The following is a 7,451-nucleotide window of genomic DNA, read 5'->3' on the forward strand; positions in this document are numbered from 1 at the left end:
CCAATGTGTAAGGTCTTCTAACATAGAAATTTTAATTTAAGAAATCCTTAACTGGACTTACCTTTACAACACTGACTTTAAATCCAGGCATTTTACAGACAGGATCCAATTCTTTTGAAACAAGGAGATTAATATTTTGTGAGTCGGCCCAGTGGAAGGGAACGAAAATGGTATCATGGCGAATTGTTTCCGACCATTTGCTTCTAACCACAACACTTCCTCTTCTTGATTCGATTTTCACTAATGATTGATCTTGGATTTGAAATTTTAATGCGGTTGCTGGGTGAATTTCCATAAAGGGTTCTACATTCCTTGCCGCTAAGGCTGGACTTTTTCTTGTTTGCACTCCTGTTAAGTAATGTGACATGACTCTTCCTGTTGTTAAATAGAGTGGAAACTCTTCAGATAATTGTTCTTTTGGAACCTCAGGAATATTCGGAACAACCACCATCGCTGCCTTTCCATCTGAATGGGCAAAGGATGTCTCAAACACTCTTTTCGTCCCGCCATGGTCAGGAGCTGGGCAGGGCCATAATATCCCGCCTTCCTTCCTCAGACGTTCATAGGTCATTCCAAAATAATCAGCGTTCCCGCCACGGCTTGCCATTCTTAATTCGGAAAAAATTTCCTCTGCAGATGAAAAGGAAAAATACTTTTCTTTTCCAAGTACACGGGCAATTTCACAAATGATTTGCCAATCATGCTTCACTTCTCCTGGACAAGGATAGCTGGCTTCCCGTAATGTTACCCGTCCTTCTATATTCGTCATTGTTCCTTCATCTTCTAGATAAGAAGAAGCTGGCAATATTAAATCGGCTAATCTCGCTGTTTCTGAAACAAACAGATCCACAGCTACAAAGAATTTTAATTTTTTAATGGCCTCTTTGACAAAGTGGGCATTTGGATTGGAGACAATCGGATTGGAACACATCAGAAACAAGCCTTGAATTTCACCTTCATGGATTTTCTCGATCATTTCATAGGCAGAAACACCTTTATGTGGTAGGTCGTCCTTGTTAACTCCCCAAACACTGGCCACATATTCTCGGTGTTCTTCAATCTCAATCGACCGATATCCAGGAAGCTGGTCTGCTTTTTGGCCATGCTCTCGCGCCCCTTGGCCATTTCCCTGTCCTGTAATCGCACCATAACCGCAGCCCGGTTTGCCAATTTTTCCTGTAGAAAGCAAAATATTTAGGAAATTACGGACAGTCATCGAGCCATTTGTGTGCTGTTCTACCCCTCTCGCTGTAAATATCATTCCTGTTTCTTCTTTACCAAACCTTACTGCGGCTTTGCGAATAAGTTCAATTGGAACGCCAGTTATCTCTTCAATTTCTTCTAAATTAAGGGATAATACATACTCTCTAACTTCTTCAAATCCGTTCACACGTTCTTGAATAAAGTCCTTATCAACATAATTTTCTTCAATGATAACTTTCAATATCCCATTAGCTAACACAGCATCTGTTCCCGGTTTAGGTTTTAAATGCAAGTCTGCTATTTTCGTTGTTGCTGTTTCACGAGGGTCGATTGCGATAATATAGGCACCATTTTCTTTTGCTCTTTCAAAATAAGGCATAATCGTTGGCTGACATTCAGCAATATTCGTCCCGGTTAATATAATGCAACGAGTCGATGGAATTTCTGCCAAGCTGTTCGTGAATCCTCTGTCCAACCCAAAGGTTTGACTCGCCGCTGAAGCAGCCGCAGACATACAAAGACGTCCATTATAATCAATGTATTTTGTTTTTAATGCAACCCGGGCAAATTTACCCAATAAGTAAGCTTCTTCATTTGTGATCGACGCGCTCCCATAAACTGCTAAGGCATGCAGTCCAGATTCTGCTTGGATTTTAGTAAAGTTTTCTTTAATTTTATTCAAGGCCGTCTCCCAGGAAACACGAACAAATTCTCCATTTACTTTTAATAATGGATATTTCAAACGATCCTTATGAAAAGCATGTTGATGTGCGTTCATACCCTTTATACATAAACGCCCCTCTGAGGTTGGATTCTCTTTACCGATGGTTATATACTTTTTTCTCGTAACAATCGATTGTTCAATCAATTGCATTTTACATTGCATACTGCAGTATGGACATTGAGACTCGTATTTTTTTTCTGATTTCACTTCTTGTTCCTTTGTACGAAAATACTTTAAAAATGCTTCCGTCAAAATAGCTCACCCTTTTCTCACTTTTTTCATAATAGTTAAATTTAACGAACGTTCCTTACATGACGGTTGATGACCTAGAACTTTTTACTAAATTTTTGCGTAAGAAACGATCTTTCTTTAACCGCAGCAATAATTGCTGGCGATGTTCTAAGTCAAACAGAATTTCGCGCACATGCACTAAACCAACTCTTTCGATCCATTGCCATGTACGTTCAAGGAAATTGGCCGTTTCACGGTAATATTGAATAAAGGCACAAATAATTTCGATCACATCATGATTCAATGATTCAAGGCATAATAACTCGCCTGCGCGTACATTACGTCCACTGCTGCCACCGACATAAATTTCCCAGCCAAGGCCAGTTCCAATCACTCCGATATCTTTCGTAGTCGAACCTGCACCATTATGCATACAAGCAGATATGCCCATTTTGACACGGTAAGGTGTGGTGAGAAATTCCAATTTTTTTTCAAGACTGACAGCCAGTTGAATCGATGATTGCTTGTCACATTGGCAAATATGCTCGCCGATACTTGTTTTAATATTTTGAACCATATTTCCATAAGTGGAACTAACATCCATGTTTAAATCAGCCCAAACATCTGCCAGGTCCTCTTTCTTTACCCCCATCAAATGAATTCTTTGTTCACTAGTTACCGCAACATTTGAGATGTTATATTTCTCCGCAACATCGGCAATTGTTCGCAATTGCTCTGCTGTCGTTTTTCCGCCGTACATCTGTGGGACAACGGTGTAAGTACCATCATGTTGAACAATTGCATTCATTTGTTCGGATACAAAAAGTGATTCCTGTCGGCTCTCATACTCCGGATAGATCATTCCTAAATAATAGGCTAAGGCAGGACGACAGGTAGAACATCCTTCCTTATTTTCCCAATCAAGCACATCCATTACTTCTTGTACCGTAGTGCAGCTTTGCAATTGCATCTCATAAACCACTTCATCCTCTGTTAATGATGTGCAAGGGCACATCGATTTTTGTTCAATGACCTCATCAAATTCATCGCTCTGGATATAGGAAAGAAGATCAGATACTAACGGTTTACAGCCGCCGCACGAGCTGGACGCCTTGGTGCACTTTTTCACTTGTTCCACGGTAGTTAAACCATTTTTTAGAACCGCTTCAATAATGGCCCCTTTCGGCACTCCGTTACAATTGCAGATCATTTCACTATGTGCCATAGAAGCGATGGAATCTCCGCCACCACTTGAAGATTGAAACAAAGTAACTTTCTCTACGTCCGCCACATCTTGTTTTTTCGTGATCATATCTAGCAATCTTGTACGATCCCTTGTATCACCAAATAAAACGGCGCCAACTATTTTAGAATCTTCAAAGACAAGCTTTTTATAAGAACCATCTAACTCATCATGAATTTCAATTGATTTAAGACTTTCATCAGAGGTAAACTGACCAACTGAAAACACATCCACACCCGATATTTTTAATTGAGTGGAAAGAATAGTTCCTTCGTATCCTTTAGATTCCAAGCCGCAAATACGTTTGGCTAAAATCTTCCCTTGGTCATAAAGAGGTTTCACCAATCCATAGACAATTCCTCGATGCTCCACACATTCACCAACAGCGTAAATATTCGGTATATTCGTTTCCATATAATCATTAACGAGGATGGCTCGGTTAGTTTCGATTCCGCTTTCCTTTGCTAACTGTATATTGGGTCTTACCCCTACTGCCATTACAACCAAATCAGCTTCTGCTTCGGTACCGTCCTTAAATGACACTCCTTCCACGCGTTTGCTTCCCAAGATCTCCTTTGTTTCTTTTTCAAAAAGAAAATGAAATCCTTGCTTTTCTAACTCTGTTTGCAACAGTTTCGCTGCGGTTTCATCCAGTTGTCTTTCCATTAAATTTAGGCAATTATGCACCACGGTTACTTCCATATCAAGATTGAGCAGACCTTTGGCAGCTTCTAAACCTAAGACTCCACCGCCAATCACTACAGCTTTTTTATAATGCTTCGCTGTTTCAATCATTTTCTGACAATCTTCCATGGTTCGAAATGTGATGACTCCTTCTTTATCAACACCTGGCAGCGGCAGCTGAAATGGAACGGAGCCTGTTGCGATTATTAGTCGGTCATAAGGAACCTCCTGATTTTTATCCGTCTTAACAAGTTGTTCTTCCGTATCAATTTTTATCACCGTTTCTCCAGTAAACAGTTTGATGTTCTGTTGGTTATACCAATCACGATCATTGATTGTAATATCTTTAAACGATGTACCACCCTGCAAGACGGCCGATAATTGGATCCGATTATAGTTAGGGTGTGGTTCGCTTCCGAAAATCGTAATCTCAAAGGAATGAGGTGAATGCTTTAAAATCTCCTCAATGCTCCGCACTCCTGCCATTCCATTACCTATCAGTACGAGTTTTTGCTTATCCATTCTAAAAGCCTCCGTATGTTCGATATTTGGGTAACTGAAACCATAAATATCCCCTATTATTCCATAAAACTCATCAAAAGAAATTCAGTGTGTAACATTTTCTAACACAATAAGTTTTATGTTAGAGTTCCTTACACGCTATGAGACATCTCCTGTTTCAATACGTTATTGTTTAACAAAGCAAGGGAAACACAAATACCAACAATGTTAAGGAGGGAAAGTGATGAAAAACAATATCGGTTTATTTTCATTCTTGGTTTTACTAGTAAGGGTCATGTTTTCAAAAGATAGCTGTTTTGAATGGTAATAAAAGTAAAAATGTATTTTGGTAGTTAACTATGAAACAAATAGAAGGGAGAACAACATTATGAGGTTATCAGATCTAAAAAAAAGCGGGCATGCGCCATCATTAGCAGCGTCATTTTTATATTTTGATGTTAGTTTTATGATTTGGGTGATTTTGGGGGCACTAGGGGTTTATATAACAAAGGATTTTGGACTATCTCCCGCTCAGAAGGGTTTCATCGTTGCTGTTCCAATCCTAAGCGGATCGTTTTTCCGGCTCATCCTTGGAGTTATGACGGATCGTATTGGTCCGCGAAAAACAGCAATAAGCGGGATGCTCGTCACCATCATCCCACTTGCTTGGGGCTGGTTATTCGGACAGACGTTAACCGAACTTTACTTGATAGGAATTCTACTCGGAGTAGCAGGAGCAAGTTTTGCGGCAGCTATACCTATGGCAAGCAGATGGTACCCGCCGCATTTACAAGGACTTGCAATGGGAATTGCAGGAGCTGGAAACAGCGGAACACTTTTTGCTACGTTATTTGGCCCGCGTATTGCAGAAAATATTGGCTGGCATAATGTAATGGGATTAGCTATTATTCCTCTTATGATTGTATTTATCTTGTATATTCTTCTTGCAAAGGATGCACCTTCACAACCAGCTGCAAAACCGGTGGTTGAATATTTGAAAGTATTTAAACAAAAAGACACATGGTTTTTTTGTTTGCTTTATAGTGTCACCTTCGGAGGATTTGTCGGTTTGTCCAGTTTCTTAAGCATCTTTTTTGTGGATCAATACGATTTATCAAAAGTAAGAGCAGGCGATTTTGTCACTCTTTGCGTGGCTGCAGGAAGCTTTTTCCGTCCTGTTGGTGGTTTCATAGCCGATAAAATCGGCGGCGTACGCCTTCTGACCTTTTTATTTATCGGGGTCGCGCTCAGTATGTTCGGCGTAAGCCAGCTTCCATCTTTGGCTATTGTGACAACCTTATTGTTTTTCGGAATGCTCTGCCTGGGAATGGGTAATGGAGCGGTCTTTCAATTAGTTCCACAGCGCTTCCAAGAAGAAATTGGGATGATTACCGGGATTGTCGGAGCAGCTGGCGGAGTTGGCGGATTTTTTGTACCAAATATACTTGGATCACTTAAGGAAATTACCGGAACGTACGGATCTGGATTTATCGTTTATACTGGGGTCGGAATCACGGCTTTAATCGTGCTGCTTATTGCACAAATGTCATGGCGAAAAACCTGGTCACCAAAAGAGGCCTCAATTAAAAATTAGAGATAACTTTTTATGGACGGCCACTAAAAGGTAAGAAAAAGAAGGAGAACCTGAAGAAGGCTATTCTTGAACCTAACCGGGTCCTAGAATAGCCTTCTTCAATTTAACTGCTTCATTGTATATGATGCCTTCTTCAATCTTCTAAAATCTAGGTTGTGGGGTCCCGCTTGTAAGGTGAGCATCAAACATATCAATTATTTCAAGAAATCTATCAGCCTCACGAAAAACATGGTCTGCTAATAGTGGGTGGATGATACTCTTTATTTTACATTGCTCAATTAAATCACGTGCCGTTTTCTTGAAGTCCCGTAGAGAGGAGACCGACACACGATTCTGATCCAGGAATTGATCTAAAAGAGGAACGGTTTGAGATTGTGGTTTCATGGATTCTAAGTCTCTTGCTTGATACATCAATTGATCAAAGTCATTGCTGAAATTTTGGGCGATATCAATTAACTTCCTTTCGGATGGATCCAGTAGATGACCAATAAATTTAGCATGGTCTGCCATAATTCTAAGGAAGAAGACATTTTCTTTTATGATGGCATCTGGAAGGGGTTTTAATTTACCTTCATTTAATTCTATTAATCGTTTTCTAAAATAATTAGCTTCTCTACTTGTATGATCAACTAACAGTGGAAAATTATTTGCCCCCGGCAATTTACATGTAAGTATTAAACCTAGTACTTTTCGTTTAAATGCAAAAATGCTGGTTGCAGCTTGTTGTACTTCCGAATTAAATCTTCTTATTTGTTCAGGATCTGCTTGATTGGAAGTGGAATGTGCAGTTTGTTCAATGCGTTCAAACAATTGATAAAATTGATTAGCCTCTTGGATTAGTTGAGTATCCTCTGCTCTAAAACCTAATCGAAGAAATAAAGAATGCTCTTTCATGATCCTAGACCAAAAACGTATTTCATTTAACGATCGCTCAACAAACATTCCGGATGTAACACCTGTATCAGGATGTTGTAAGTTTTCCTCCCCATTCATTAAAAAAACCCCCCAGGAAATACTTCATTCGTTCTATTCATATTAATAAATTCATATAAATATACCCAAATAAGAGTTTCAAAAGGTTCCCCTTTCTAAAATAAATAAGAAATAACAAAAGAAAAGACGTGTGAAATCACACGTCATCAGGCTGTCGAGAAACTTTCGACAGCCTCTTATTTTCTACAATAACTTTAACCATTCACCGCGTTAATATATTATAATATATAGGCTTTGCTACATGTCTGTTGATTTACGCTCCAGGCACTTCGCTTTCC

4 protein-coding genes are annotated in these 7,451 nt (G+C 39.5%); 1 reads left to right on the plus strand and 3 read right to left on the minus strand.

Annotation, left to right across the window (positions count from 1 at the left end; genetic code table 11):
- Window positions 1–31: 31 nt before the first annotated feature.
- Window positions 32–2,179, minus strand: a complete 2,148-nt coding sequence (gene nasC, locus J7E66_RS15185) for an assimilatory nitrate reductase catalytic subunit NasC (RefSeq protein WP_215001368.1) — start codon at window positions 2,177–2,179, stop codon at window positions 32–34.
- Window positions 2,180–2,234: 55 nt separating this feature from the next.
- The gene (gene nirB, locus J7E66_RS15190) at window positions 2,235–4,607 is read right to left on the minus strand and encodes a nitrite reductase large subunit NirB (RefSeq protein WP_215001370.1); all 2,373 of its coding nucleotides are present in this window, start codon (window positions 4,605–4,607) and stop codon (window positions 2,235–2,237) included.
- Between the two features lie 367 nt (window positions 4,608–4,974).
- Here nirB and J7E66_RS15195 point away from each other — a divergent pair, with 367 nt between their 5' ends.
- On the plus strand, window positions 4,975–6,180 hold the full coding sequence (locus tag J7E66_RS15195; protein WP_215001372.1) for an MFS transporter: 1,206 nt from the start codon (window positions 4,975–4,977) through the stop codon (window positions 6,178–6,180).
- Window positions 6,181–6,321: 141 nt separating this feature from the next.
- On the opposite strand, the gene J7E66_RS15200 is transcribed toward J7E66_RS15195, so the two are convergent.
- The gene (locus J7E66_RS15200; protein ID WP_215001374.1) at window positions 6,322–7,173 is read right to left on the minus strand and encodes a DUF2935 domain-containing protein; all 852 of its coding nucleotides are present in this window, start codon (window positions 7,171–7,173) and stop codon (window positions 6,322–6,324) included.
- Window positions 7,174–7,451 lie beyond the last annotated feature (278 nt).

The organism is Bacillus sp. ISL-7, assembly GCF_018613065.1.